23 protein-coding genes are annotated in these 24,243 nt (G+C 62.3%); 12 read left to right on the top strand and 11 right to left on the bottom strand.

Features of this window, described 5'->3' with window-relative positions:
• Positions 1 to 89: 89 nt before the first annotated feature.
• Positions 90 to 839 carry an electron transfer flavoprotein subunit beta/FixA family protein gene (locus tag LDB26_RS12800; RefSeq protein ID WP_062067181.1) on the top strand — a complete coding sequence of 250 codons (750 nt, stop codon included), beginning with the start codon at positions 90 to 92 and terminating at the stop codon, positions 837 to 839.
• Positions 836 to 1,765, top strand: a complete 930-nt coding sequence (locus tag LDB26_RS12795; protein ID WP_062067179.1) for an electron transfer flavoprotein subunit alpha/FixB family protein — start codon at positions 836 to 838, stop codon at positions 1,763 to 1,765. Before LDB26_RS12800 ends, LDB26_RS12795 begins: the two co-directional genes overlap by 4 nt.
• A gap of 71 nt (positions 1,766 to 1,836) precedes the next feature.
• Here the strand turns inward: LDB26_RS12795 and LDB26_RS12790 are convergent, their stop codons facing one another.
• The 3 genes from LDB26_RS12790 to uvrA form a co-directional block, all read right to left on the bottom strand.
• The gene (locus LDB26_RS12790; RefSeq protein WP_062067177.1) at positions 1,837 to 2,217 is read right to left on the bottom strand and encodes a glycine zipper 2TM domain-containing protein; all 381 of its coding nucleotides are present in this window, start codon (positions 2,215 to 2,217) and stop codon (positions 1,837 to 1,839) included.
• A gap of 126 nt (positions 2,218 to 2,343) precedes the next feature.
• Positions 2,344 to 2,523, bottom strand: a complete 180-nt coding sequence (locus tag LDB26_RS12785) for a hypothetical protein (protein ID WP_062067175.1) — start codon at positions 2,521 to 2,523, stop codon at positions 2,344 to 2,346.
• Positions 2,524 to 2,736: 213 nt separating this feature from the next.
• Complete coding sequence (gene uvrA / locus LDB26_RS12780) at positions 2,737 to 5,655, bottom strand: excinuclease ABC subunit UvrA (RefSeq protein ID WP_257538671.1); 2,919 nt, start codon at positions 5,653 to 5,655, stop codon at positions 2,737 to 2,739.
• Between the two features lie 136 nt (positions 5,656 to 5,791).
• Here uvrA and LDB26_RS12775 point away from each other — a divergent pair, with 136 nt between their 5' ends.
• On the top strand, positions 5,792 to 6,364 hold the full coding sequence (locus LDB26_RS12775) for a septal ring lytic transglycosylase RlpA family protein (protein ID WP_062067172.1): 573 nt from the start codon (positions 5,792 to 5,794) through the stop codon (positions 6,362 to 6,364).
• A gap of 652 nt (positions 6,365 to 7,016) precedes the next feature.
• Positions 7,017 to 7,361, top strand: coding sequence for a UrcA family protein (locus LDB26_RS12770; protein ID WP_062067168.1), 345 nt, complete (start codon positions 7,017 to 7,019; stop codon positions 7,359 to 7,361).
• Positions 7,362 to 7,428: 67 nt separating this feature from the next.
• Here LDB26_RS12770 and LDB26_RS12765 read toward each other — a convergent pair whose 3' ends face one another.
• Both LDB26_RS12765 and LDB26_RS12760 read right to left on the bottom strand, forming a co-directional pair.
• Positions 7,429 to 8,175 carry a LytTR family DNA-binding domain-containing protein gene (locus LDB26_RS12765; protein ID WP_062067166.1) on the bottom strand — a complete coding sequence of 249 codons (747 nt, stop codon included), beginning with the start codon at positions 8,173 to 8,175 and terminating at the stop codon, positions 7,429 to 7,431.
• Positions 8,176 to 8,180: 5 nt separating this feature from the next.
• Positions 8,181 to 9,290 (bottom strand): sensor histidine kinase, encoded by a 1,110-nt coding sequence (locus tag LDB26_RS12760; RefSeq protein ID WP_257538670.1) that lies wholly within the window; start codon positions 9,288 to 9,290, stop codon positions 8,181 to 8,183.
• A 162-nt stretch (positions 9,291 to 9,452) separates the two neighbouring features.
• Here LDB26_RS12760 and LDB26_RS12755 point away from each other — a divergent pair, with 162 nt between their 5' ends.
• From LDB26_RS12755 to LDB26_RS12745, 3 genes are all read left to right on the top strand, one after another.
• Positions 9,453 to 9,668, top strand: coding sequence for a hypothetical protein (locus LDB26_RS12755; RefSeq protein WP_231746329.1), 216 nt, complete (start codon positions 9,453 to 9,455; stop codon positions 9,666 to 9,668).
• 90 nt (positions 9,669 to 9,758) lie between these two features.
• On the top strand, positions 9,759 to 10,010 hold the full coding sequence (locus LDB26_RS12750; RefSeq protein WP_062067160.1) for a hypothetical protein: 252 nt from the start codon (positions 9,759 to 9,761) through the stop codon (positions 10,008 to 10,010).
• A 190-nt stretch (positions 10,011 to 10,200) separates the two neighbouring features.
• Entirely contained in the window at positions 10,201 to 10,749 is a 549-nt protein-coding gene (locus LDB26_RS12745; RefSeq protein ID WP_062068972.1) for a hypothetical protein, read from the top strand.
• Positions 10,750 to 10,858: 109 nt separating this feature from the next.
• On the opposite strand, the gene LDB26_RS12740 is transcribed toward LDB26_RS12745, so the two are convergent.
• The 3 genes from LDB26_RS12740 to LDB26_RS12730 form a co-directional block, all read right to left on the bottom strand.
• A complete protein-coding gene (locus tag LDB26_RS12740; RefSeq protein ID WP_257538669.1) occupies positions 10,859 to 11,671 on the bottom strand; it encodes a family 1 encapsulin nanocompartment shell protein in 813 nt (270 codons plus the stop codon).
• A gap of 1 nt (position 11,672) precedes the next feature.
• Entirely contained in the window at positions 11,673 to 12,725 is a 1,053-nt protein-coding gene (locus tag LDB26_RS12735) for a Dyp-type peroxidase (RefSeq protein WP_257538668.1), read from the bottom strand.
• Positions 12,726 to 13,053: 328 nt separating this feature from the next.
• Complete coding sequence (locus LDB26_RS12730) at positions 13,054 to 13,854, bottom strand: SDR family NAD(P)-dependent oxidoreductase (RefSeq protein WP_062068970.1); 801 nt, start codon at positions 13,852 to 13,854, stop codon at positions 13,054 to 13,056.
• A 240-nt stretch (positions 13,855 to 14,094) separates the two neighbouring features.
• Here LDB26_RS12730 and LDB26_RS12725 point away from each other — a divergent pair, with 240 nt between their 5' ends.
• Together LDB26_RS12725 and LDB26_RS12720 are read left to right on the top strand one after the other, a co-directional pair.
• Positions 14,095 to 15,468: an MFS transporter gene (locus tag LDB26_RS12725; protein WP_257538667.1), complete on the top strand. Its 1,374-nt coding sequence runs from the start codon at positions 14,095 to 14,097 to the stop codon at positions 15,466 to 15,468.
• 84 nt (positions 15,469 to 15,552) lie between these two features.
• Positions 15,553 to 16,434 (top strand): AraC family transcriptional regulator, encoded by an 882-nt coding sequence (locus tag LDB26_RS12720; RefSeq protein WP_062067151.1) that lies wholly within the window; start codon positions 15,553 to 15,555, stop codon positions 16,432 to 16,434.
• Between the two features lie 17 nt (positions 16,435 to 16,451).
• Here LDB26_RS12720 and LDB26_RS12715 read toward each other — a convergent pair whose 3' ends face one another.
• Positions 16,452 to 16,853, bottom strand: a complete 402-nt coding sequence (locus LDB26_RS12715; protein WP_257538666.1) for a nuclear transport factor 2 family protein — start codon at positions 16,851 to 16,853, stop codon at positions 16,452 to 16,454.
• Between the two features lie 198 nt (positions 16,854 to 17,051).
• Here LDB26_RS12715 and LDB26_RS12710 point away from each other — a divergent pair, with 198 nt between their 5' ends.
• Genes LDB26_RS12710 through LDB26_RS12700 form a run of 3 tightly spaced genes read left to right on the top strand, consistent with a single transcriptional unit; the run spans position 17,052 to position 21,661 of the window.
• Positions 17,052 to 18,467 (top strand): hypothetical protein, encoded by a 1,416-nt coding sequence (locus tag LDB26_RS12710; protein WP_257538665.1) that lies wholly within the window; start codon positions 17,052 to 17,054, stop codon positions 18,465 to 18,467.
• 8 nt (positions 18,468 to 18,475) lie between these two features.
• A complete protein-coding gene (locus LDB26_RS12705; RefSeq protein WP_062067143.1) occupies positions 18,476 to 19,933 on the top strand; it encodes an acyl-CoA reductase in 1,458 nt (485 codons plus the stop codon).
• A gap of 15 nt (positions 19,934 to 19,948) precedes the next feature.
• The gene (locus tag LDB26_RS12700; RefSeq protein WP_257538664.1) at positions 19,949 to 21,661 is read left to right on the top strand and encodes an amidohydrolase family protein; all 1,713 of its coding nucleotides are present in this window, start codon (positions 19,949 to 19,951) and stop codon (positions 21,659 to 21,661) included.
• Positions 21,662 to 21,754: 93 nt separating this feature from the next.
• On the opposite strand, the gene LDB26_RS12695 is transcribed toward LDB26_RS12700, so the two are convergent.
• Complete coding sequence (locus LDB26_RS12695; RefSeq protein WP_373886115.1) at positions 21,755 to 22,834, bottom strand: aldo/keto reductase; 1,080 nt, start codon at positions 22,832 to 22,834, stop codon at positions 21,755 to 21,757.
• On the bottom strand, positions 22,831 to 24,243 hold the full coding sequence (locus LDB26_RS12690; protein WP_257538661.1) for an acyl-CoA reductase: 1,413 nt from the start codon (positions 24,241 to 24,243) through the stop codon (positions 22,831 to 22,833). The genes LDB26_RS12695 and LDB26_RS12690 overlap by 4 nt, the downstream gene beginning before the upstream one ends.

Below are 24,243 nucleotides of genomic sequence, written 5' to 3'. Positions count from 1 at the left end.
CAAGCCACTGGAATGAACAGCATGGGGCGTAGGTGGTCCGGAAACGGGCCGCCTGCGTCCTTGTTGGCGTATTAACGGAGGATGTTGCAATGAAGATCCTTGTGCCCGTGAAGCGGGTGATTGATTACAATGTGAAACCCCGCGTGAAGGCGGACGGAACGGGCGTCGATCTTGCGAACGTCAAGATGTCGATGAACCCGTTTGACGAGATTGCGGTTGAAGAAGCCATTCGTCTGAAGGAAAAGGGCGTCGCGACCGAGGTTGTCGCGGTGTCGATTGGCGTTACCAAGGCGCAGGAGACGCTGCGGACGGCTTTGGCGATGGGTGCGGACCGCGCGATCCTGATCGAAAGCGATGCCGAGGTGGAACCGCTGGGCGTGGCGAAGCTGCTGGCGAAGGTTCAGGAAGAGGAAGGCGCTGGCCTGATCATCCTGGGCAAACAGGCGATCGACGACGACAGCAACCAGACCGGTCAGATGCTCGCGGCGCTGCTGAACCTGCCGCAGGGCACGTTCGCGTCGAAGGTCGAGGTCGAGGGTGACAAGGTCAATGTGACCCGTGAGGTCGATGGCGGGCTTGAAACGGTGAAGCTCAGCGTGCCTGCGATCATCACGACGGACCTGCGCCTTAATGAACCGCGCTATGCCTCGCTGCCCAACATCATGAAGGCAAAATCCAAGCCTCTGGCGACCAAGACGCCCGCCGATTATGGCGTGGACATCTCGCCGCGCCTGGAAACGATGACCGTCGCCGAACCGCCCAAGCGGTCGGCGGGGATCAAGGTCGCCGATGTCGATGAACTGGTTGCGAAACTGAAGGCTCTGGGAGTTGCGGCATGAAGACGCTTGTATGGGTTGAACATGAGGGCGGTGCCATCAAGGACGCGACCCTTTCCGCCGTTACCGCCGCCGGCAAGCTGGGCGAAGTGCATCTGCTGGTTGCCGGTCAGGGCGTCGATGGCGTCGCCGCCGAAGCCGCGAAGATTGCGGGCGTGGGCAAGGTGCATGTCGCGGACGATGCGGCCTTTGGTCATGCGCTGGCCGAAAATGTCGCACCGCTGGTCGTGGAACTGATGGGCAGCCATGACGCTTTCGTGGTGCCTGCCACCTCCAACGGCAAGAACATCGCGCCGCGCGTAGCCGCGTTGCTCGACGTGATGCAGATCAGCGACATCCTCTCGGTCGAGGGCGAGGATACGTTCACGCGCCCGATCTATGCGGGCAATGCGATCGCGACGGTCAAGTCGAAGGACGCGAAGAAGGTTATCACCGTGCGTGGCACGGCGTTCGAGAAGACAGCGCGCGAAGGCGGCAGCGGCGCGGTGGAAGCCGTGGCTTCGACCGGTGATAAGGGCCTCTCCAGCTTCGTTGGCGCGGAGATTGTCAAGCTGGAACGTCCCGAACTGACCTCTGCCAAGGTGATCGTGTCGGGTGGTCGCGCCTTGAAGGACAGCGAAACCTTCGAGCAGGTGATCTTTCCGCTGGCCGACAAGCTGGGCGCGGCCGTTGGCGCAAGCCGGGCTGCGGTGGACGCGGGCTATGTGCCCAACGACTATCAGGTCGGGCAGACCGGCAAGATCGTGGCCCCCGAAGTCTATGTCGCGGTCGGCATCTCCGGCGCGATTCAGCATCTCGCCGGCATGAAGGACTCCAAGACCATCATCGCCATCAACAAGGATGAAGATGCGCCGATCTTCCAGGTCGCGGACATCGGCCTTGTCGGCGATCTGTTCAAGATCGTCCCGGAACTTACCGAAAAGCTGTAATCGGCTTTCGACAAGTAGGAAAAGGGCGCGATCCGAAGATCGCGCCCTTTATTCTTGCTTTTCCTCTTGGTTTATTCGCAATTGATGTCGTTACGGTCGATAGCGCGGCCTGCCAGCGCGCCGCCCGCACCGCCCAGGATCGTACCAAGCGTCTTGGAACCGCCCGGAGCGATCACATTGCCCAAAACCCCGCCCGCCAGAGCACCCACGATTGTGCCAGTAGTGCCGTCATCACGCTTGCAATAATAGCGGCCATCACGGTCGCGGTAGATGCTGTCATTGTCGCCAAGCCGACGGTGATGCCGTTGCCCGTCACGGCGGTCGCCGCGATGGCTGGGGCGATCATAGCTGCCGGGCCGGTCATAGCCATAACGGTCGCCATAGCCGTCAGAAGCGCAGGCGCCGAGCGGCAACATGGCGACCAGGGCAATGGCGAGAATGGGGGTGCGCATAAACATTCCTCCTTATTGGCTTTTCACCAACCCTTCGGAGCGGGGAAGGTTGCGTAGCTCTGTCACATCATGTGGCACGAGATGCGCGCAATGTTTCGGTGATCAGCGGAAAACTGCGGGCCGGCATTACGGAATGGTGGATGAGGATGGCGTGGGATTCCCCGGCGCCTGCCGGGTGACGAGGTCGGCCTTCGCCTGATTGTAGCGGGTGTTGAGGTCGTCCTTGAAGGCTGTCAGCTTGCCTTCGTCATAGAGCTTCTTGCCGACATAGCCTGCGATGGCGCCGAAGATGAGGGTGCGGATCATGGAGAACTCCTTGGCCTGTGAAACGGTCGAGCCGGACAACGGGCCGTCGGGCGTTCCTGTTCCGGGTCAAGGGAAAGGGCGCGGCGAATGGAAGAGAAGAGGCGGCGGGCGGTCTTTTACAGAGGGAAGTAGAGAACTGAAACCAGTTTGCCTGAGGCCGCAGGTGGGGCATTTTCCTACATATGTTGGAAAATCGGGATGGCCCCTCATGGCTCATTCCGCCGCCACGGCCTCCAGTCCCAGCAAGGGGGCGAGATAGCGTCCGGTGAAACTGCGGCTGTTCTTCGCGACCTTTTCCGGCGCGCCTTCGGCCACCACTTCGCCGCCCTTGACGCCGCCTTCTGGTCCCATGTCGATGATCCAGTCGGCGGTCTTGATGACATCCAGATTATGTTCGATCACCACCACGCTGTTGCCCTGCTCGACAAGGGCGTGGAGGACTTCCAGCAGCTTGCGGACGTCCTCGAAATGGAGACCGGTGGTGGGCTCGTCCAATATGTAGAGCGTGTTGCCGGTGGCGCGGCGGGAGAGTTCCTTGGCCAGCTTGACGCGCTGGGCTTCGCCGCCGGACAGGGTTGTGGCCTGCTGGCCGACCTTGACATAGCCCAGCCCCACTTCGGCCAGCATCGCCATCTTGTCGCGGATGGGCGGCACGGCCTTGAAGAACTCCACCGCGTCCTCGACCGTCATGTCGAGCACGTCGGCGATGGACTTGCCCTTGAACTTCACTTCGAGAGTCTCGCGATTGTAGCGGGCGCCGTGGCAGACGTCGCAGGTCACATAGACGTCCGGGAGGAAGTGCATCTCAATCTTGAGCACGCCGTCGCCCTGACAGGCTTCGCAACGGCCGCCCTTGACGTTGAAGGAGAAACGGCCTGGCTTGTAACCGCGCGCCTGCGCTTCGGGCAGACCCGCGAACCAGTCGCGGATGTTGGTGAAGGCCCCCGTGTAAGTCGCGGGGTTGGAGCGTGGGGTGCGGCCAATGGGCGACTGGTCGATGTCGATGACCTTGTCGCAATATTCGAGGCCCGTCACCTTGTCATGCGCGCCCGCGACGATGCGCGCGCCGTTGAGGGCGCGGGCGGAGGCCGCATAGAGGGTGTCTATGGTGAAGCTGGACTTGCCCGATCCAGAGACGCCGGTGATGCAGGTGAAGGTGCCGAGCGGGATGCTGGCCGTGACGCCGCGCAGATTGTTGGCGCGGGCGTTGTGGACGGTGAGCTTCTTGCCGGTGCCCTTGCGTCGCCTGGCCGGCACTTCGATGCGGCGGGTGCCGTTCAGATAATCGGCCGTGAGGCTGTCGCGATGGGCGAGCAGTTCGTTGAGACTGCCCTGCGCCACGATCGCGCCGCCATGAACGCCCGCGCCCGGTCCCATGTCGACGATATAATCGGCGGCGCGGATCGCATCCTCATCATGCTCCACGACGATGACGGTGTTGCCGAGATCGCGCAGGCGTTTGAGGGTAATAAGCAGGCGGTCATTGTCGCGCTGGTGGAGGCCGATGGAAGGTTCGTCGAGGACGTAGAGAACGCCCGACAAACCGCTGCCGATCTGCGAGGCGAGGCGGATGCGCTGGGATTCGCCGCCTGAGAGGGTGCCGCTGGTGCGGTCGAGGTTCAGATAGTCGAGGCCGACATTGTTGAGGAAGCCGAGACGCTCGACGATTTCCTTGAGGATGGCGCGGGCGATCTGGTTCTGCTGGTCGGTGAGCTTGTCGGGCAGGGTGGAGAAGAAGGCGAGCGCATCGACCACGCTGCGGCGGGTGGACATGGAAATGTCCTCACCGGCGATCTTGACCGCGAGAGCTTCGGGCTTGAGGCGCGCGCCGTCACATGTCTCGCAGGGCATGGCGGTCTGATATTTGCTCAATTCCTCGCGCATCCAGGCGGATTCGGTCTGGAGCAGACGGCGGTTGAGATTGCCGATCACGCCTTCGAACGGCTTGCGGACTTCGTAGCTTTTCTTGCCGTCGACGAAGCGCAGGGTGACAGGCTTGCCGCCGGTGCCGTGGAGAATGATGAGCTTCACCTCGCCGGGAAGGTCTTGCCACGGCGTTTCGAGGGAGAAACCGAACTCCTTCGCCAAGGAGCCAAGCACCTGCATATAATAGGGGCTGGGCGGGTTGGACTTGGCCCAGGGGACGACCGCGCCCTTCTTGAGGGAAAGGGCTTCGTTGGGAACGACCAGTTCGGGGTCGAACTCCTGCCGTTCGCCCAGGCCATCGCAGGCCGGGCAGGCGCCCATCGGCGCGTTGAAGGAGAAGAGGCGCGGCTCGATCTCCGCGATGGTGAAGCCGCTGACCGGGCAGGCGAATTTTTCCGAGAAGACGATGCGGTTGGCGGGGATGCCGGCGCCTTTCATCTTCTTGTCGGCGGATTGCGCTTCGTCTTCGCGGCCCGGGACGACGCCGTCAGCGAGGTCCACAAAGGCGAGACCGTCCGCCAGCTTGAGCGCCTGCTCGAAACTGTCGGCGAGGCGGGTGCCCATGTCGGGTTCGACGGCGAGGCGGTCGACCACGACTTCGATGTCATGCTTATATTTCTTGTCGAGCGCGGGTGCGTCCTCGATCAGATATATTTCCCCGTCGATGCGGACGCGGGTGTAGCCCGCCTTCTGCCACTCTGCCAGTTCCTTGCGATATTCGCCCTTGCGGCCGCGCACGACGGGGGCGAGCAGGTAGAAGCGGGTGCCTTCGGGCAATTGCATCACGCGGTCGACCATCTGGCTGACGGTCTGCGCGGCGATGGGAAGGCCGGTGGCAGGCGAATAGGGGATACCGACGCGCGCCCAAAGCAGGCGCATATAGTCGTAGATTTCCGTAACCGTGGCGACAGTGGAGCGCGGATTGCGGCTGGTCGTCTTCTGCTCGATGGAGATGGCGGGGGACAGGCCCTCGATATGCTCGACATCGGGCTTTTGCATCATCTCCAGGAACTGACGCGCATAAGCGGAGAGCGACTCCACATAGCGGCGCTGTCCCTCGGCATAGATGGTGTCGAAGGCCAGGGAGGACTTGCCCGAACCCGACAGGCCGGTGATGACCACCAGCGCATCGCGGGGCAGGTCGACATCCACGCCCTTGAGATTATGCTCGCGCGCGCCGCGCACGGAAATATGCGTGAGACTCATGGGGTCTTCTTGTTCCAGATTTGTTCTATTGGGGCAAGTGCGCGTTTCGCATCTGTCCGCCAAGATAGGATCGGTTGCGGGAAAGGGAAGGGCGCGGGGGTTCCATCCCGCCGCGCGGCGCATTAGGGTCCGCCGCATGAGCGGTGGAATGGCGAAAGGGATGCGCGGCGGCGTGCTGGCTGCGACGGTGCTGCTGGCGGCCTGTGGCGGGGGTGTGCGATACAGGCCGGTAAGCGACGTGCCGGTGAAGATCGGCAAGCCCTATAGCGTGCGGGGCGTGACCTATGTGCCCGCGGCCGATCCAACCTATGACTATCTGGGCTATGCGAGCTGGTATGGCAGCGAATCGGGCAATCAGACAGCCAATGGCGAACGATTTCGGCCCAAGGCGGTGACTGCCGCGCACACGACCTTGCCGCTGCCGAGCTATGTCGAGGTGACGTCTCTGGACAGCGGGCGCACGATATTGGTGCGGATAAATGATCGCGGACCCTTCGCCAGAAATGGCAGAATCATTGACTTATCTCGGGGTGCCGCGGAACAGCTTGGCATGCATGTCCAGGGGGTGGCGCCGGTGCGCGTTCGCATTGCCAACCCACCGGAAAAAGACCGGAAAAAGCTGCGCGAAGGCAAGGATGCACCGGAAAGGCCTCGCGTTCCCGAGTCCGTGCTGGTAAAGTGGCGGGCGCAACTGGTGGCTGGAAAATAGGTAATACCCCCTGTCCTGTTTCCCAAAATAGGACGCAAAGCCAATTGACGTTACGGAAACGTAGCGTTAATGGTTTTACCTGCCAAATGTCGTTGGTAGCCGCAGGCAGCCCGTTCGTCCCCTGGGGACGCTGTCGAGCGGAAATTGGCGGCCGACTGTCGATTGGCGCCGGGTGAATGGCGTTTCTCGACTATCATGAGGCATCCCAAGAGGGGGTTTCCCCCTGTTCAGAGACGGTTAACGCGTGAGCGTGTCGTCTGATAGATGACAGTTTCGAAATCCTGGAGTGCCCGACAGCATCCTGGATACGCCCCCGGCCTTCCCTTGCGCCGGGGGCGTTTTCGTTATGCGCCTGACCGTTTCGATTCGGAGTTTCCGTTAAGGAAATGTCGCTTGTCCGGGTGTTCATGTCGTTCGTCATGTCTTTTGTCCGGCGCTATCTGCCTTTTGTCGATGGATGTGCCGTTGGGCGATGAAGCGCGCCGTCCATCGAAGGCGGCAGGCATCGCGCCCGCCACCGCCGTAAAAGGAAAGGGCAACGGCGGCGACGCGCTTTCCCCCAACCGATCGAGCCTCCGTTTTCATCCCCGGTTTGTCGCTCAATCCCCCCGAGCGACGAACCGGCAAGACAAGCAGTTGAGGAGACTTTGCCATGTTTGCCCCCTTGAAGACCCTTTCCATTGCCGCCTTTGCCGCCGCTTCGCTGATCGCGGGCAGCGCCAGCGCGGAAACCTTTATGTCCAACGGCCGCACTTTTGAGGTCCGTTTCGGCGATCTGGACCTGTCGCAGGCAGCGGATCAAAGGGAATTGCAAAGCCGTATCGGGCGCGCCGCCGGCAGGGTGTGCGGAAGCCGGGATCTGGCCGAAGCCACCCGTTGCCGCAGCGCGGCCATCGCCCATGTCAAGGCGCCGGTCGCCGCCGCCATCGCCCGGGCGGAAACCAAGGCGCGCTATGCCGAGGCGGGGAAAGCCCCGCATTCCGCTTTCGCCAATTGAAGGGCGCGGTCCCAGAAAGGAAAAAGGCCCGGCATTGTCGGGCCTTTTTCTGTGTGCCGCTTGGACGTCAGCGTCCCGTCATGGCCCGCGCGTTGGCAAGGAACGTGCGGCCGATGCGGATTTCCCCGCCCAAGGCGAGGCAGGCGAACCAGACGCCGCTGCCGTCATGACGCAGCCGGACGATATGGTCGCGCCGGACGATATGCGAGCGGTGGAGCCGGACGAAACGCTGCGGGTCCAGCCTTTCCTCCAGCGAACTGATGGTCTGGTGCAGCAGATAGCTGTGAGCGCCCACATGCAGGCGCATATAGTCGCGCTCCGCCTCGATCCGGTCGATCTGGCCGGCGGCGATGCGGACCAGTTCGGAGCGGTGCGGCACCCAGAATTCCTCCGCCCATTCAGGTTCCGGTTCGGCCGACGGCGCGGGGCTGGCCAGCGCGCGGCTTTGCAGCGCGAGTTCGACGCGGTCGATCGCGCGGGAAAGGCGGTCATGCGCCACAGGCTTGAGCAGATAATCGACCGCGGCGAGATCGAACGCTTCCACCGCGAAGCCTTCAAAGGCGGTGACGAAGATGACGGCTGGGCGCAATCCCATGCGGCCGATCGCGCGCGCCACGCCGATGCCGTCGAGCAGCGGCATGGCGATGTCCAGCATCACCAGGTCGGGTTGCAACCCTTCTATCAGGCGAAGCGCGGCTTCCCCGTCATTGGCCGTGCCCGCCAGCGCGATGCGCGGTTCGCGGGCGCAGAGCATCTGGAGGCGTTCAACGGCCAGCGGTTCGTCATCGACGATCATGGTGCGGATGGAGGTCATAGGTTTCAGCAGCCCCGTCGGATGATCGGAAGGGCAAGTTCGACCGCAAAGCCGCCGCCCTCACGCGGACCATAATATATGCGGCCTTCATCGCCAAAGCGGGCGGCCAGCCGGTCGCGCACATTGGCGAGGCCGATGCCGTTGCCGCCGTCCGATGCGCTGGGCGGCTTGTCGCCGTCATCGGTGACGGTGAGGCGGAGCATCCCATCCTGCTCACGCGCGGCGATGGTGATGGTGACGGATGCGGACGTGCGCGACACGCCATATTTGATCGCATTTTCCACCAGCGGTTGAAGGATCAGGCCCGGCACGCAGGCGTGAAGCAGGGATGGGGGCACATCGATGCGCGTGATGAGGCGGTCGGGGAAACGGACGGCTTCGATGTCGAGATAGAGCTTCTGAAGGTGCACTTCCTCTTCCAGCGGCACATCCTCCAGCGGATCGCCGGTCAGGCTGGTGCGGTAGAAGTTGGATAGGGAGAGTATCATCTGCTCCGCCTCGTCCCGCCGATCTTTCATGACGAGGGAGGACAGGGAATTGAGCGTGTTGAACAGGAAATGCGGGTTTACCTGATAACGCAGCGAGCGCAGTTCCGCCTGTTGCGCCGCGCGTTCGAGGCGCGCTGCGCGGCGTTCGACGCGATGCGCTTCGCTGGCATAGGAAATGGCCAGATACAGACCGGCCCAGGCGGCGAGGAAGAAATAGCGGCTGATCGCGTCTTCCACGATCGACATGAGGGCGTAGCCCGCTTTTTCATATTTCGCCGGATCGGAATCCGGGAACAGGCCCACGGGATCATAGACGTTGAAGATGTAGAAATTCGCCGCCGCCATCGCCAGCGCAAAGGGAGCCGCCAGCGAAAAGGCCGCGACGATGCGGACGCTGAGCGGCTTATGATCGAACCGGCGCAGCGCCAGATAGAGAACCCATGTGGCGACGACGCCGATCACCGTCACCACCATGCGCCGCGCGGCCAGCGCGTCCTGCGCCTCAAATCCCATGACGGCGGCGCGCAGCGACACGAGGATGGCGTAGAAGAGCCAGAAGCCGAGGATGGAATAGAGCGCAATGGCGGGCGGCACGCCGCGTTCGCCGTCTTCGGGAAGAAACGTCATATTGCCGGTCTACGCCAAAGGGCATCCGCTGTCGCGTGTCTGTCGTGTAGCTGGTCGAAAGACGCTGACCATTGGTCGAAGCGCCTGACGGAACCCCCGCCCATGGGCATCCGTTTTCCTTTGGCAGAGGGCCGGTGTTCCGGTCCAACAAGGAGAGCCATTATGTCCGACAAGAGCGATATCCGGCCCAACAGCCGGGAGGAGGCGGGTGACAAGCGACCGACCGACGCGCAGGACCATGCCGTCACGACGGAAGAGAAGCTGGAGGAAGGACTGAAGGATTCAATGGATGCATCCGATCCCCCGGCCGCCACCATGCCGGGCGACAATGGCGATCCGGTGCCATCTTCGGGATATAAGAAGGAGCGGGGCCAATAGCGGCCCTGCGGGAAACATGTTAATATGAGAGCAAGGGCGGCTTTCAAGGCGGAAAAACACCAGGCCGCCCCTTTGGAAGGAGAGCCGTTTATGCCGACATCTGCCACGCCTGCGATTGAGCGTATCGCCCGCGTTCTTGCCGGACGCCAACTGAGCCTGAATGGTGAAGGCAACGATCCGCATGCGTCGAGCGCGGTGGATGCGACATGGCATCGGCACGTCGATGACGCCTATGCCATTCTCCATACCCTGCGTGAACCCGATATGCAGATGGCGCAGGCGGGCGATGTCGCCGTATGGCGCAGCATGATCGGCGCGGTGCTGGAAGGCCGCGCGGATTGATTTTCTCTCGATTTTTCTGGGACAAGAGCGGATGGAAATCGCCTCCATCCGCCGCATAGCGAAAAAATGATGTTGCGCCGCAAAACGAAATCTGATTCCCTGTGAATGTCGGTGGAACAGGCGCTTAAGCCTTCAGTAACCATAAGGCGTGCATGTTCTGCAGGACGACTGGAAGTCGGAGGGCATGAGCATGGGCACGAGTGCAAGACCTGCGGATGGCGCCATTACCCTGGCGGAACTTCGCGAATTCGCCAGCTTCACCAGCGCGACGCAACGCTATATCAGGCGATCTCTGGACATAGGGCTGCATCGCCGCGACGCGATGAAGCTGTGGTCGCGCGACATGGTGGAGGAAGCCTCCATCCGCGCCCAGGCCCGGATCTATGGGCGGCTGGACGAAATCAAAGCGCGGGTTCCGGACGATAGCGGCCTGGATCAGATGGAGCCGTTCATGGCGCCGCTGGTAATCGTGTCGGCCTTCGATCTGGGGCAGGATCGGCTGGGAAGCTTTTCGGCCTATCGTTTCCTTTATGAGCGGCTGTTGGGGGCGGGGGCCCGGCCTTGGCTGCCCGGCGCTTTCTGCGCGGCGGCGAGCCTGCCGCACCTGCATCCAGAGAAGCGGCGCGCGCTGCTCCAATCGATCAGCGAAGCGGCGGCGACGGCGATCGGATGGTCCAATCGGGAGCCGACCTTCTATCCCGAATGGGTCGACAAGGTGGACCTGAGCAAGGCGAACTGAACCGCGGGCGATCCGCTTGGCGAAAGCGGATCGCATGACGAATATTGTGTGGAACACGGCAGGCTGAGGCTTGCGCGCCGCCTGTTCGTTATCGAACGATAAGCGCCCGTCAATCGGCCTGCACAGGCGGATCGAGGATCACGGATGCCTCAGCCGTCTGGGTCTGGTAGGTCAGCGTTTCCTGAAAATAGAGTTCGACGTCATCGGCGGAATGGCTGAGATAGCCGATGGAAAGGTCCTGACCGATCGTAAGGTCGAAATCGCCGCCGCGGGTCGTGACGACCACGCCGCCCTTGATCGCGGGGCTCCAGATGATGTCCTTGTCAACCAGCCGCTGGATATGTTTGAGAATGGGATAGCCTTCGTCGCTGCCGCCGGTGATGCTGGTATAGGCATCTGATCCCAGCACCAGCGCATAGGGTCCGTTGACGCCGGCGAGCCGAAGCGCGTTCACCGCTTTCGCGACGGCATCGGGATAGCCCTGAATATCGCTGGGCAAGGTGAGCTTTGGATTGCTTGTGACCTGGCGCATGCCGTCGATGCCGCCTTGCGGATACCCCTCGATGATGACGTGGTCCTCCGCGAAGGCGATCGTCCGCGCTGCGTCCTTGAGCGGTTGCCAGTCGGAATCGTTCGAGCCGCGCTCGACATCATCTATCGCCTTGCGCGTGAGCCTGAAGGGAACCCGCAGTTCAAGGACCGGGACAACCTGCCGCTGGGCGACCTTGAGCCCGTCGCAGAGCGGTGGAATGTCGCGCGTGTGCCCGGTTCCCACGGAAGAGAGGTCGAAACCTTTGGGACCGATCAGATCCACCACCTTCCGCGCGCCCAGATAACGCTTGAGCGTCCGTCCGGCCTCCTGCTCGATCTGGGCCCATGCGCTCTCGGAAATGGGCGCCAGTTCGCGATGAAGATTGTTCATGTCAGTCCTCGCTCTTCAAAGATCCAATACCCAATGATCCGTTCGATCGCGCCGCCGGTTCTGCATCGGCGGCGGATTGATCTGTGACGGGCTGCACGTCCGTTTCGGGCGATGTTGCCGCTTGCGCCGATACATTGTCCAGAAACGATGCCGTGGGGACGAAGAACAGGCTCCCCGTGACGGCCCGGCTGACATCCAGGAGGCGGTCGTAATTTCCCGGCGGATCGCCGATGAACATGTTCCGAAGCATCCGTTCGGTGCGGCTGGGCGATCGGGCATAGCCGATGAAATAGGTGCCGAACTCACCCTTGCCGATGTCGCCGAAGGGCATGTTGTCCCGCACGATATCGAGCGAATTGCCGGCGTCGTCGTTGATGCTGGTCAGCACATTATGCGCGAAGGTGGGTTTGGCGGCCTCTTCCAGTTCAATGTCCGAAAGCTTCTTTCGTCCAACGATCCCTTCCTGCTGTTCGACCGGGATCGCCTCCCACTTGGCGAGGTCGTGAAGATATTTCTGCACGATCACATAGCTGCCGCCGGCGAAATCGGGATCCTCATCCCCGATGACCGCAGCATCGATACAGGCGGGGCCGACGGGATTTTCGGTTCCGTCGACAAAGCCAAGAAGGTCGCGATCGTCGAAATATTTGAACCCGTGCGTTTCATCCACGATCGTGACCGCCGATCCGATCCGGGTCATGATCTGCGTCGCAAGTTCAAAGCAAAGGTCCATGCTCATCGCACGAATGTGAAAGAGGATGTCGCCCGGCGTCGACACCGCGTGGTGGACGCCCTGTATTTCCTGGAAGGGATGCAATTCCTGGGGACGCGGCGCGCCGAAGAGCCGGTCCCAGGCGTCCGAACCGAAACCCATGACGCAGGACAAGCCTCCATCCAGGTCGCGAAAGCCCACGGCGCGTATGAAGGCGGAAAGGTCCGCGCAAAATGCCCGCACCTTTTGAAGGCCTTGGGGCGTGTCGTTCAGGGTTGCGACAAGGAAGATCGCCGAACGGGAGAGCTTTGCTGCAACCGGCTGACTTTCTATGGATTCCACAAATTCACTCCCCGTCGGGCTTTGCCGGTCGCTTTCTCCAAGCCCCGATCATGTCGATGATTCCAGCCATGTAAAGGGCTGTTTCAGGCGTTCTTGCCGATGGGGCGATGGAAGCGGATGACCCGCTTCAGTTTCGCTTCTGTATGAACCTGCCGCTGCGCCAGTGTCGATGAAGATCGCGGCGCAGGATGCGGGCAAAGCCAAGATGCTGGTCTATATATAGGCCCGGGCGCGAAAGGGTCGCCGGATGGCGACGCCGTCTTTGAAAGGTGAGCGCGGCCGGGCCAGCGACATGGATAGATCACATGCCGCTGGCCCGGCCCAACCGTTAATCCCCTGCTTCCATAAATGCGAGCAGATCGGCGTAATGGGGCTGATGCACCAGTCCGCCGCCGGAAATGGAGATGTTCTCCCCGGTGATGTAGCGGGATTCGTCCGATGCCAGAAAGGCCACGAGGGCCGCGATATCATCGGGCGTGCCGAATTCGGGCGTCAATATGTGCCGCTGGATGATTTCCTTGAGCCCCGGCACCGTTTTTTCCAGCGCCGGGGTCAGCACGACGCCGGGAGCGATGCTGTTGCAGCGGATATTCTGCCGGCCATGCTGGGTTGCGACATATTTGGTCAAGCCGATGATCGCCGCCTTGGTCGAGCCATAGGCGATCCGCGCCAGATCGCCCGCGGTGCCGGAATTGGACGCCGTATTGATGATCGACCCGCCGCCGCCGGCCACCATGTGCGGGATCGCATATTTGCAGCCCAGCAGATAGCCGGTCAGGTTGATGTCGAGAATTTCCTGCCAGATCGGCAGCGGAATATCGGGTGCGGTGGTGTCTTGCGGGCTTTTGACCGGATCGGTCATCGCGGCGTTGTTGTGAAGGATGTCGACACGGCCGAAATGGCCGACCGTCCGGTCCACCATATCCTTGACCGATTGCGGGTTCGCGGCATCGAACTGCACGGCAAGCGCCTTGTCGCCCAGCGGCTCGGCGGCCTTGGCCGCGGCATCTTCGAACAGATCGGCGATGACCACGCTCGCGCCTTCGGAAACCAGACGGCGGGCGACGGCCGCGCCTATGCCGCCGCCTCCGCCCGTGACGATCGCGACCTTGTTCTCGAGTCTTTTCATCTTCGGATCATTCCTCTCATCGCTGTGGCTGACGGGGGCGCCGCCATGCGGCCCGCCTTTCAGCCGTGGGTCATCATGGTCCATGAGCAGGCCATGCCTTCTACCTTTTGGCAGGTTCGATAGACGATTAATCTGTCCGCCAGGCGATATTCGTCGCGTGAGCGATAGTTCTGAAGGAAGCATGGGGCGCTGCATTGCCCTAATGGTCTGGAAAGAATTCATAACCGGGCGGGACGAGCGATGCACAATCCATCAACTGCGGGCACCGCACAGGGGGCGGTGCCTCATGGAAAGCCTTCGCCGACCGCCAGCCGGTCGGTTCTGCTCTGGACCATCATCGCCCTGTTTCTGCTGAACTGCCTCAATTATATCGATCGTCTGCTCTTTTCGGTCGCGCAGGAACTGATCAAGACCGACCTTGGTCTCAGCGATTTTCAGCTTGGCCTGATCGGTGGGCCGGCCTTCGCCATCCTCTACACGCTTTTCAGCTTTCCGATCGCGCGGGCGGCTGACCGGGGCCGGCGGGTCAGGATCATCGCCATTTCGCTGACATTGTGGAGCGCCATGACCGCCTTTTGCGGGATGGCGGCCAATTTCGTCCAGATGCTGATCGGCAGGGCGGCGGTCAGCATCGGCGAAGCAGGATGCACCCCTGCATCCCACTCGCTGATTTCCGACGCTTTCCCGGCCGAGCGGCGGACGACGGTCATCGCCATATTCGCGGTTGCCGGTCCTTTTGGAGCCATGTTCGCGGCAGTGGTCGGCGGCGCCCTGATCGGTTCCTATGGCTGGCGCGCGGCCTTCATCATCTGCGGCGCGGCGGGTATCCTGCTGGCGATCCTGTTTGGCGCAACCGTGCCCGAGCCGGCCCGGACCCATCCCTCCTCTTCGCCATCCTTCCTCTTTACGTTCCGTCACCTGCTGCGTCGCCGCAGCTTTGCCCTGGTGGCTCTGGCGGGCGGAGTCGCGGGCATCGGCAGCTATGCCAACCAGCAATATATGGTTTCGTTTCTGATGCGGGCGCATGGCCTGTCGCTGCCAAACGCGTCCCTGCTGATGGGGCTGGTGATCGGTGGCGTGGGCATATTGTTCACGTTGATCGGTGGCCCCGCGATGGACCTGGGGCATCGCCGTTATCCGCGGATCAAGGCATGGCTTCCCTCCGTCAGCCTGCTGTGGTGCGGAACGCTCTACGCCATCGCGTTCCAGATACCGGCGGTGGGCCTTGCCATCGGACTGATGATATTCGCATCGATGGGGCAGCATTTCTACATGCCCGCCATGTATGCACATGGACAGGATGTGGCGCCGCCCCACATGCGGGCGATGGCGTCGGCGATCATCATCGCTACGAGTTCCGTTGTGGGTTATGGCCTCGGCCCGCCGCTGGTGGGACTTGTCAGCGACATTCTGGCGGAAGCCGCGCGGGGAGCCGCAGGTCTTGACCTTGCGGATTGTGCGAAGCGCGCAACGCAGGCTTGCGAGGCGGCGAGCGCGCAGGGATTGCGCTTGTCGCTCAGCTTCGGATCATGTTTCTTCATTCTCGCCGCCGGTCTGTTCGCCCTGGCGAGCCGGTGGATGACGGCCGATGTGGCCGACCGGGACCAGCCATGACTTGCTATCCGAGGCCAACTGGCAAATAATGGCTCTGCCTTTCCAGGTCTGAGAAAGACTCGACCAAGGGCAGGAGGTTTGAGGATGCAGATAGAAGCCGGCAATGCTCTGCCGATGTGCGCGCCGCACACGGCTTCGCATTTCCATGTCGAACAACAAGTCCATGCCAATGGTATTTTTGCGGACATCCGCCATTTCGGCTGGACGCAGAGCAGCAGGGCGGTATTCCAGCCCGATTCCTATTATCTCGATTTTTCCATCGGCCCGCGCTGTCCCACGTCGCGTTTCTACAGCAACGACCGCCAGTTGGCCGACCCGCCGGGCGACATCGTCTTTCTGCCCAAGGGCGGCGCTTTTGCGGCGCTCAGCGAGCCGGGCGAGCACAGTCTGCTATGCCTGACATTCGCCAATGAGCGGGCAATGCAATTGTTCGAGGAGGACAGCATCGCCGATCTGACGCCATGCCAGGACGTGCAGATCGGCCGTGTGCGTCAGGGACTTGCCCGACTGGTAGAGGAATTGCGTAACCCCGGCTTCGGGCAGGACATATTGCTCGAAAGCATGGCTCTGTTGCTGGTTGTCGAACTGTGCAGACATTTTCGTCATGCCCAATATGACGACCGCGGCGTTTATGGGCAAATGCCGGGCTGGCGGCTGCGCCGGATCAAGGACAGGATAGAAGCGGAACTGGCCAGCACGCTTTCCGTCGCTGACCTTGCGACGGAAATCCGCACCAGCCCGCGTCACCTCATGCGGACGTTCAAGGCCACGACCGGCACGACCTTGACCGACTATATTGCTGGCCGCCGAATTGCCCGGGCGCAGGAGCAACTCGCGCAGGACGATGCGATGATCAAGGTGATTGCCGGTAATTGCGGCTTTCAGAGCGCGGCAGCCTTTTCCGCGGCCTTCCGCAAGGCGACCGGCATGACCCCCCGTGAATATCGTGAGGAACGCGGCAGCTAGACCGCGTTCCGCACGGTTCAGCCTCCCATCATGGTGGCGGTCAGTTTCTCGATTTTCCAGCGGCCGCCCGTTTTGCGAAGCGTCGCGTCATAATTGGAGAACATGAGGGCGCGGCCGCCATTGTTCCAGTCAGTCACCAGACCGGAGGCTCCAATGATAGCGACATCCTCGCTCGTCCCCGCGTCGATCATGATGTCGGTGATCTGGTGCCGCCATTTGCCGCCGCTATTTTCCGCCAGCATCGCGGGCATGCCGGCCAGTTGTTCGGCGCCGCGCAGGGTCATCTGGCCAGCAATATCAAAGCAGCCGTCGTCGGTGAACAACGCCACCCATTCGGCTGCCCTGCCGGCATCGACATATTGGCAGTAGCGCGCGAACAGATCGTAGATGTCCAGCCGGTCTTCAACGCTCAATCCCATGACTTCCTTCTCCTTCTCCCTGCTTCATGCTGCCTCCGTGACGGCAGCGCAACGCCATGTTGGTCGCGCAGAATGGAATATGGGCGCATCATGTCCGCCTGACGATGTTTGGGCACTTCGGCTGTAGGCATCGGCATTGCAGTGAGGGCGCGGCGACCGCCACAATCCATCTTCGACAGAAAGACGGACTCTCATTCCATGACCAGCTATCTAGATCAACTGATCGCCGATCCCACCAGTTTCCATGACGCGCCCTATGCACAGGCTTTCACGCTCAGCCGGGATGAAATCGACCGGCTGCATCTGGAAGGCGCGCGCAAGCGCTTTGCCGAACTTCGACCCGGTCTGTCCGTGCTGGACAAACTCGCGCGCGAGCAGGGAATCGACAAGATCGAGACGATCGACGATCTGGCGCCGTTGCTGTTTCCACACACCGTCTACAAATCCTATCCCATCAGCTATCTGGAGCGCAGCCGTTTCGACAAGCTGACCAAATGGCTCGCGGGCCTGACGACCAGTGACATTTCCCATGTCGACGCGTCGGGCATCGAAACGATCGACGACTGGATCGACCTGCTCGACGCGGAGACCGACCTCACCGTCCAGCACACGTCCGGCACGACCGGAAAGCTGAGCTTCGTGCCGCGCACCAAGGCGCAATGGCGCGAAACGATCATCCATTCCGCGATCATCATCCGCGACTGGTGGCCCGATCGCGGGCCGGACATCTTGAAGGACGGAATGCCGATCATCATTCCGGGCTATCGCTATGGCGCGGCGGCAACGCAGCGCGGCAACGGCATTCAGATCGACCTTTATGCCAAGGGCGAGGAAAACGCCCTGTTCCTCTATCCGGACGCCCGCTTCAGCGCGGATATCGCCTCGCTCGGAGGCCGGTTGCGTGCGGCGGAGGCACGAGGCGAGGCGGGAATGCTCGACATTCCGCCGGTTCTGCTGGAACGGCGGGAGGCTCTGCTGGAACTGGAGCGCCGCCGGCCCGACGATCTCAAGCATTTCTTCAGCGAGGCCCAGCGGCGCTTCGGCGGGCGCGACGTCTATGTGACGGCGATGTGGGCGATCCTCTACGACTGGGCGGAAGAGGGGCTGAAGCGCGGCCTCAAGAACGTCTTTGGCAAAGGCAGTGTGCTGCTGACTGGCGGCGGCAAGAAGGGCAAGGAACTGCCCGACGACTGGCGCGAGCGGGTGCTGGAGTTTCTGGGTTTCGACACCATCTATGAAATGTACGCCACGTCTGAACAGATGGGTCTGTCGATGATGTGCGAGCACGGCCATTATCACATCCCGCCGATCCAGATCCCGTTCCTGCTGGATCCGGAAACCGGCAAGCCCTTGCCGCGCAAGGATGGCCTGACCGGTCGCTTCGCTTCGTTCGACCTGATGCCCAACACCTATTGGGCCGGGCTGGTGACAGGCGATGAGATCACGCTGTCGGGCTGGGAAAAGCCCTGCGCCTGTGGCCGCACCGGGCCGCACGTCATTCCGCCGGTGCGCCGCTATAGCGAGAAGGAGGGCGGCGATGACCGCATCGTCTGCGCCGGCGCGCCCGAAGCGCATGACCGCGCGCTCGAATTCCTTGCCGAACTGTCGATGTGAGAAGAACCATGACCGACGATTTCCGCGTTCCCCTCATCATCCGGGGCCAGATTATTGATGATGCAGAGATCAGCTATGGCGGCCGCCGGGGCGGCGTCAGCTTTTCGGCGCCTGACATAGGCAAACATGTCGCCCGCCTGCCGCTCAGAACGCCTTCGTCCATGGCGGATCTCTATGCGCTGAGCTTTGACGAGATACTCGATTTCCTCGTTGCCCTGGGGCAGCGACTGGATTTCGGACAGAACCGGCATTTGCAGGATGCGTTTCGCCTGTCTTGCCGGACCTCCGGCCTGTCGGAAAGCATCCTGCGTACTCATTTCCAGCATATCGGCGCTGGCTTTGACCGGACGGAAATGCGGCGCATGATGGAACGGGCCTGCGGCATCGACTATCTGGAAGGCTGGGTGGATCAGGGGCCGAGCGTCTTTCCGGGCCTGACCGCCCGCACCCGCGCCTTCGGCGCACGGACCGTGCATGTGATCGCGGGCAATGCGCCCATCGTGTCGATCCTGACGGTGATCCGCAATGCGCTGACCCGGTCCGACGCGATCATCAAGCTGCCGTCCAACGATCCGCTGACCGCTGCCGCGCTGGTACGCACGATGGTGGAGATGGACCCCGACCATCCGCTCTCCAAACATGTTTCCGTCGCCTATTGGAAGGGCGGCGATGAGCAGGTGGAATCGGCGATCTACGACCCGCGCGGGATCGAGAAGATCGTGGCCTGGGGCGGGTTCGATTCGGTGAAGCACATCACCCGCTATCTGCAACCGGGCATCGACCTTATCACGCAAGATCCCAAGCTGTCGGGCACGATCATCGGCCGCGAAGCCTTCGCCGATGACGCGACGCTGGATCAGGTGGCGCGCCGTCTGGCGCTCGACATCGGCGCGCAGAACCAGGAAGGCTGTGTGTCTGCTCGCGTCATCTATGTCGAAAGCGGCACGGATGAAGCCGGGCTGGAGCGCGCCAATCGGCTGGGGCAAATGACCTTTGACGCGCTCCAGCGTCTGCCCGATCATCTGAGCACGCCGCATAAGGCGTTCGACGGTGCGCTCAAGGCAGAGATTGACGGTATCCGCCTCAATGACGAGGATTATCGCATCTTCGGCGGCCGGACCAACGAGGGCGCGGTGATCGTCAGCCAGGAGGATTATCCGGTCGACTTTTCCCGCACGCTCGCCTGCCGGGTGGGCAATATCGTGCCCATCGACAGCAGGGAAACGGCTGTCAGCGCGGTCAATGCCTATACCCAGACGATCGGCATTTTCCCCGAAAGCCTGAAGGATGAATTGCGCGACCGTCTGGCCTTCCAGGGCGCGCAGCGGATCGTGTCGCTGGGCGGCGCGGCGACGATGCAGCATAATATGGAAAAGCAGGACGCGATCGAGCCGGTTCGCCGCATGGTGAAATGGGTGACCGAGGAACAGGCGTCGGGCGAGATGCTGGCGGCGCTGGCAGGCTGAGCGAGAGGAATGGACATGGCCGACGCTGATCTGGTGATCCGGGGCGGAACGATAGTCGATGGGGATGGTGGCGAGCCGTTCGAAGCGGACATCGCCATTGTCGAGGGTCGCATCGCGGCCGTCGGTTCCGCCGTGGGGCAGGGCAGGGAGGAGATTGACGCGCGCGGGCTTCTGGTTACGCCGGGCTTCGTCGATGTCCACACCCATTATGACGGGCAGGTCACCTGGTCGGACAGCCTTGTCCCTTCCGCCGAGCATGGCGTCACCACCGTCGTCATCGGTAATTGCGGCGTTGGCTTCGCGCCGTGCCGGGCGGAGGATCGCGAGGCGCTCGTCAATGTCATGGAGGGGGTGGAGGACATCCCCGAAGCCGTTATGGCGAAGGGCCTGCCCTGGAACTGGGAAAGTTTCCCGGATTATCTGCGTTCACTCGAAGCGCGGGCCTGGGATGCCGATGTCGGCGCCTATATCCCGCATTCGCCGTTGCGCGTCTACGCCATGGGGCAGCGCGGTCTGGATCGCGAGCCGGCGACCCCGGCGGACATCGCCCGGATGACGCAGCTTGTCGAGGAAGGGATGGCGGCCGGCGCGCTGGGTTTCGCCACGTCGCGTTCGCTGGTCCACCGGCGCGGCGACGGCGCCTTCATCCCGTCTTTCCAGGCGGAGAGCGACGAACTGGCGGCGATTGCTCGATCCGTGGGCGAAGCGGGGCGCGGCGTGCTTCAGATGATCCCCAATCTCGATACCGCCGATTGGGAAAGCGACATCGATCTGATGAAGCGCATGGCCCATGAGTCCGGTCGCCCCGTGACCTATTCATTGGCCCAATGGTCGACCGATCCGCAGGGTTGGCGGCGCACCATGGATGCGCTTGCCCAGCATAATGGAAGCGGAGCGGCGCCAGTGCTGGCGCAGGTTTTCCCAAGGCCGATGGGGGCGATGTGCGGCCTGTCGACATCCGCAAACGCTTTCAGTCATTGTGCGAGCTATCGCGCGATTGCGGAGCGGCCGTTGGCGGAAAAGGTCGCGATCATGCGCGATCCCGCTTTTCGCGCGCGGCTGATCGCGGAGGAGCCGGACGAGACGCCGACGCCGCTGCATCGCCTGTTGCGGACGTGGGACAATATCTATCCGCTGGGCGCAGAACCTGATTATGAACCTTCGCCGGACGGGAGCATCGCCGCGCTGGCCGCCAAGCGCGGCGTCAGTCCGGTGGAACTGGTTTATGACCTGATGCTCGAACAGGATGGCCACGCGCTGATCCTGATGCCTTTTTCCAACTATGCGGAACGGTCGCTGGAGCCGGCGCTTGCCATGATGCGCGATCCATACAGCATAGTGGGGCTTGGGGATGGCGGCGCGCATTATGGCATCATCTGCGACGCCAGTTACCCGACGACGATGCTGTCATACTGGACCCGCGACCGTGCGGGAGAGAGGCTGACGATTCCCGCCGCCGTGAAGGCGCTGAGCGCCGATAATGCCGATTTTCTCGGACTGCGAGACCGGGGGCGGGTGAAGGTCGGCCTGAAAGCGGATATCAACGTGATCGATCATGATGGGATCAGGTTGCATGCCCCTCATGTCGTCTATGACCTCCCCGGCGGAGGCCGCCGTCTGGCGCAGCATGCGACCGGCTATCGCGCCACGATGGTCAGCGGGATTGTGACCCGCCGGGACGGGGTCGATACCGGCGCGCGTCCCGGAAAACTGGTTCGCGCCGCATGATGGGAGCATGATCCGTCCGATGTGACGGATCATGCTCCAAGCATTTGCGTTCCATATTTTCCAGACCGTCAGGCGTTTCCGCCAGACCTGGAGTTAAGCGCGCGGCTGGATGGTGGTGCCGCCGGTCAATCCATGACGAATGAAGGGCGAAGCGAGGAAATCGTGCGGGAAGCCGAGCGGCGTCCGGCTGGCCGCGTCCAGGCGCTCCAACTGCGCCGCATCGAGGGATATGCCGAGCGCGGCGATATTATCTTCATATTGCCGCATGGTGCGCGCGCCCACCAGCGGCGACACCACCGCCGGATTGGCAAGGGTCCATGCGATCGCCACTTGCGCGGAGGTCACGCCCATTTCATCGGCGGTCGCCTTCACCGCATCAGCGATCGCCACCACGCGGGCATCGACCCGGCCAGCCGCTTGCAACATGGCGCCGCGACCGCCCGCTTCGCTGTCATGCGCGCTGCCGCCGGTCGCATATTTGCCGGACAGCATCCCGCTTGCCAGTGGCGACCATGGCATGACGCCGATGCCCAGCGCCTTGGCGGCGGGGATCAGGTCGCGCTCGGCCGTGCGTTCGATCAGATTATATTCAGCCTGCAGCGCCACAAGCTGGCTCCAGCCACGCAACTCCGCCATGGTCTGCAACCGGGCCATCTGCCAGGCGGGCGTGTCCGACAGGCCAAGATACAGGATCTTGCCCTGCGTTACGAGATCGTCGAACGCGCGCAGAATTTCATCCGTGGGCGTGGTGTCGTCCCAGACATGCAGGAAGAACAGGTCGATCCGGTCCGTACGCAGCCGCTTCAGGCTGGTTTCGACCGTCTGCACCATGTTGCGGCGGCTGTTGCCGGCGGCATTGGGATCTCCGACCGAGCGGGTCAGCGAGTATTTGGTCGACAGGACCAGCCGTTCGCGCTTGGCCTCGGCGAATTTACCGGTCAGCGTTTCCGATGCGCCATCGGCATAATATCCCGCCGTATCGATGAAATTGCCGCCCTGATCCACATAGCTATCGAATATCCGGCGCGATTCCTTCTCATCCGCGCCCCATTCCTCGCCAAAGGTCATCGTGCCCAGCGCCAGCGGCGAAACCCGCAATCCCGAGCGGCCGAGCAGGCGATAGGTATCGAGCGACAGCGCCTGAGTGTTCGTCTGTGTCATAGGTCTTTTCAATCTTTCGCTGCTTCGGTGACGACCCAATGCATCATCTTGTGCACCGGCCATCCCCCATCGTGCGGCAGGCCGCCGAATTTTCCGTTGTTGATATTGCCAAGGCCGACGATGCGCTGGGCACCTGCCGAGGAAAGGCCGTCGCGCACCTCGGCAATGCGGGATTGCGGGTAGACGCCGACCGATTGGGTGGCCACCGTCACATGCTGGATCGCGTCGGCGAGGCGATCGACCGTGACGACATTGACCAGCTTTCCGCCGGGGTTGAACGACACAGGCTCGCTGGAGCGGATGACCATGCCCCGGCCATCGGGCTGGCCGAACACGCGATAGACCGGCTCCAGATTGCTCAGCATGTCCAGTTCGTCGACCAGCATGGGGGGCGGCAACGGACCGTCAACGCCGGCGCCATAGCGAATATCCTTGCCCATCGCCTCGACTAGTGCCTCGCAATAGGCATCGACCTGATCGCTCGACCCTTCGATGAACTGGAAGCGGGCGCAACTGCACGCATCCTGATTGAAGGCGATGATGTCAGCGGCGCTTCGTTCGGCGATGGTCGCCAGCGGCGTGCCGTCAAAGGCTTCGCTGCCGATCAGCGAAATCGACACTTTGGGATCGAAGGACATGATCTCAAAGCCCGGCGCGGCATATTTCATGGCGTGGCGCACCGCCGCTTCGCCGCCCCAGACGGCCAGCTTGTCGAAATATTGCGAGCGCAAGATGTGATTTTCGATGCTGGCGTCGCCGCCGCGCCAATAGGCTGCCGAAAAGGAGCGGGTCACGGGGTGGTTGGGGCCGACGTCAGCCATCGTCCGCAACAGGGCGGTCGCCGTGAACATGTCGTTCGACGGCATTTTCATCAGATGCACGCCCTTGCTGATGGCGCCCCGGACGATCGTGACCGGCGGCACGATGGGCGCGTTTCCGGCCAGCACATGCACCATGCGCGGCGGGAAGGCGCGGATGTCGAAGGACGCGCCCTGCACGTCGCGCCGCGCCCATCCATCGAGCACATCGGTCGATCCCAGCGATTGTTCCGCTTCGGCCTCGACCGCTTCGCGCTTGAAGAACCAGGCGATATCGCGGTAGCAATTTTCAAGGATGCGCGCGCCCAGATTGTTGCAGCGCAGATTATAGGCGGCAGCTTCCTGCAGGTAGATATTCCGGTCGAAATCGAGCGCCTTGCCCACTTCGACGAGGAAATCCACGATTTCCGCCAGCGGCGTGTTGAAAGCGGGGCCTGCCTCGCTGCGCGGCCAGATCAGCGAGTCGAGGTCGATCGATGGCGTCATGACCGAACTGCCGCTGCCGCGCGAGCGATGTTCGACGGCGGCATCCAGTTGGACGACGCCTTTGATCACATGGGGAACGAGCAGTTTGTCGTTATCGGCGATGATTTCATGCAGCAT

The sequence above is a fragment of the Sphingobium sp. CFD-1 genome (genome assembly GCF_024611115.1).
GTDB classification, from domain to species: Bacteria; Pseudomonadota; Alphaproteobacteria; order Sphingomonadales; family Sphingomonadaceae; genus Sphingobium; species Sphingobium baderi_A.
The sequence above is the reverse complement of the archived record's forward strand: the minus strand, read 5'-3'. Positions and strand labels throughout refer to the sequence as shown.